1 pseudogene is annotated in these 1,283 nt (G+C 68.7%); it reads right to left on the minus strand.

Annotation, left to right across the window (positions count from 1 at the left end):
- Positions 1 to 1,157 (minus strand): annotated as a pseudogene (mcpA, locus tag ABFA30_RS23875) (methyl-accepting chemotaxis protein McpA); the annotation flags it as partial.
- Between the last annotated feature and the right edge of the window lie 126 nt (positions 1,158 to 1,283).

The following is a 1,283-nucleotide window of genomic DNA, read 5'->3' on the forward strand; positions in this document are numbered from 1 at the left end:
TGCTGGTTGAGGGTGTTGATCTGGGTGATGTCCAGGTTCAGGCTCTCGACCACCGCGCTCTGCTCCTCGGTGGCGGTGGCCACCGACTGGTTCATGCCGTCGATCTCGCCGATGCGCTGGGTGACGCTGGACAGCCGTTCGCCGGCCTGGTTGGCCACCTGCACGGTCTGTTCGCTGGACACCTGGCTTTCGTTCATGGTGTGCACCGCCTCGCGTGAGCCGACCTGCAGGCCGGTGATCATGCGGTGGATCTCCTCGGCCGAGGCCTGGGTGCGGTGGGCCAGGTTGCGCACCTCGTCGGCGACCACCGCGAAGCCACGCCCGGCCTCGCCGGCGCGGGCGGCCTCGATGGCGGCGTTGAGCGCCAGCAGGTTGGTCTGCTGGGAGATGCCCTTGATCACGTCGAGAATCTTGCCGATCTCGTCGGTGCTGGCGTTGAGCGCCTCGATCTGCCCGCAGGACTCGCTGATCTTCAGCGACAGGGCGGTCATGGCGTCGATGGCCGCGTCGACCACCTGGCGGCCGTCGTTGGCCTGCTCGCTGGCACCGCTGGCGTGCTGCGAGGCGTCGGCGGCGTTGCGGGCGATCTCCTGGGTGGCCGCGCCCAACTGGTTGATCGCCGCGGCGACGCTGTTGGTGCGCAGGCTCTGCTCCTCGGAGCCGATGATCGAGGCGTTGGAGGCGCTGACCACCTTCTCCGACAGGTCGTGCACCAGGCGTGTGGCCGAGGACACCTCGGTGATCGAGGCATGGATGCGCTCGACGAAGCGGTTGAACGAGCTGGCGAGCTCGCCGAACTCGTCCTGCTGCTGCACCGCCAGGCGGCGGGTCAGGTCGCCCTCGCCCTCGGCGATGTCGCGCATGGCGCGGCCCATGGTGGTCAGCGGGCGCATCAGCACGGGGATCAGCAGGCCCAGCAGGCCGGCGATGGCGGCCACGGCGATGAGCATGGCGATGATCGCCGAGGTACGGAACTGGCCGAGTGCGGCGTAGGCCTTGTCCTTGTCGATGGACAGGCCGATGTACCACTGCGCCGAGGGCAGGCCGGCGACCGGGGCGAAGGAGATGAGCCGCGCCTGGCCGTCGAGGGTCACGTCCTGCATGCCCGGCTCGACGCGCAAGGTGCTACCGGGGTAGATGTCCTTGAGGTTCTTCATCACCTGGGCCTTGTCGGGGCTGACGATCACCTGGCCGTCGCGGTCGGCCAGGAAGGCATGGCCGATGCCGCCGAAGTCCACGGCGTTGATGATGTCCACCAGGGTGTCCAGGCTCAGGTCGCCGCC

The sequence above is a fragment of the Pseudomonas sp. HLMP genome (assembly GCF_046365545.1).
Lineage (GTDB): Bacteria > Pseudomonadota > Gammaproteobacteria > Pseudomonadales > Pseudomonadaceae > Aquipseudomonas > Aquipseudomonas guariconensis_B.